Source organism: Neobacillus drentensis (assembly GCF_036965425.1).
Lineage (GTDB): Bacteria > Bacillota > Bacilli > Bacillales > Cytobacillaceae > Neobacillus > Neobacillus drentensis_F.
In genome coordinates, this window is record NZ_JBALPP010000216.1 from 788 (window position 1) to 2,668 (window position 1,881).

2 protein-coding genes are annotated in these 1,881 nt (G+C 29.6%); both read right to left on the minus strand.

The window, feature by feature from the left end; translation table 11 throughout:
* The coding region (locus tag V7161_RS30215; RefSeq protein ID WP_335716449.1) for a serine O-acetyltransferase at positions 1-550 on the minus strand (550 nt) is incomplete at its 3' end.
* 189 nt (positions 551-739) lie between these two features.
* Positions 740-1,881: lipopolysaccharide biosynthesis protein (locus V7161_RS30220; protein ID WP_335716450.1), on the minus strand; the 1,142-nt coding region annotated here is incomplete at its 5' end.

The window sequence follows — 1,881 nt, forward strand, 5'->3', positions numbered from 1 at the left end:
AACCATTCATTGATATTACTTTACCTGGTATACCTACCACAACTCCATTATCAGGCACATCATTTGTCACAACACAATTGGCTCCAATTGCAGCATTATTACCGATTTTTACCGCACCAACAATTTTTGCACCTGGACCTATATAGACATTGTCCCCAATAGTTGCAACGCCTCTTCTCTTCCCTCTGTTTGCCATCCCAATTGTTACCCCTTGACTAATATTACAGTTTTTTCCTATTTTCGCGCCGCTATTAATAACAATCCCACCAAAATGACCAATGTAAAACCCTGTATCAATTTCTGTCTTTGGAGAAATTTCAATTCCAAATTTGTATTTATATCTTTGAAGATTTGCCATTGCTAATACATAAAATGGTAGCATTAATTTGTTCTTATGTTTTAGATATCTACATAATCTCATCCAAAATGTATAACGAAACCCTGGGGAAATGTATTGACGAAAAATAAGCTTCTTAATATTTACAGACTGACTTTCTTCATATCGGAATAAGTCCGAAAACCAAAACCTTTTTAACTCATTAAAATTCATTTGAAATCCCTCTTCGCTAAATGTAGTAAAGGCAATTAGTTGCAAAATTATAAACATGAATAAATAAACAAATAAGCAAGAAACTTCTTTAAAAAAGAGTTAAGCATTGAAAACAAAAAAGGGACTTCTTGAAGTCCCCGGCATCATGCTATTTAAATGGAATATCCATGATCTTTTTTCAAAATTTTATTAAAACAAATTAAACCTGAATTTTAGCGCTGAGAGGAGAGAAGCTAATGCCCTTTTAATATATTCAAACTCATCACTTTTATAAAACAACGTCAAATATATTATATTAGGAAGGATAAGACAAATACCTCCTCTAGTAATTAAAGAATAAAAATTAATTCCTGTCACATAATAGTTACATAATTCACTAGTAATAAAACAAGTAATAAATGTTAAAATTGCGTAGAATATATACTTTATAAAATACGTTGAAACTGACTTTTTAAATAAGTTCTTATAAACAATACATGGTTGTGTCCAAAAAATAGTTGCAATCGTACTTATTGTGGTTCCAAGAAATATCCCCACAAGACCAAAATATTTCGCCAAAAATATTGATGAAACTAAATTAATTACTGCTTCTATTAAAGGGGCATATTTATCCTGAACAAATAATCCTGCAGTATTTTTATAAGTTGCAATAGCTATGCGCATTCCTGCCAAATAAAAATTTATTAAAATTACAATAAACGTAACGTGGTCTAGTAAATATTTCTCCCCTAGCCACCAACTAATAAATGGTTCTAAAAGATTATACAAAAATATTAAACTAACTGAAAAAATCCAAAAGGTCATCAGATATGTGACTTTAAATATATTGTAACTTTTTTCACTACTTTCAGTGGCCATCATATTCCCAATGCTGGCCCCAATTCCAGTAATTATTGGACTTACTAAAGCTGCTAATTGATTTATTATCATTGTATAGTTAGAATAAAGACCTACAGTTGCAACGCCTATCAAAGAAGAAATTAGTATATTATCCGTTCCATAAACTATATAGCCGCCTATATTATGCAAAAACATAGCCTTAATATTACTAATAAGATTTTGTTTAGTTTCATTATCAATCTTAAACTTACCTTTTGTTTTAATATAAGAGTATCTTTTATCTACAATTTTACCATTAAATATATTTTGAACCATAAATATTATAAGATCGATTATCAAGTAAATTACGTAGTTTTGGGTTAGCATAAGAACAATAATTTTAGCCATAGTGGTAGTGACCTGGAATATTAAATTTGTTCTTGCTAATATATATCCTTTTTGATCAGCATTTATCAACGACCACTTGTGAGCATTTAAATAAGTAATTATGT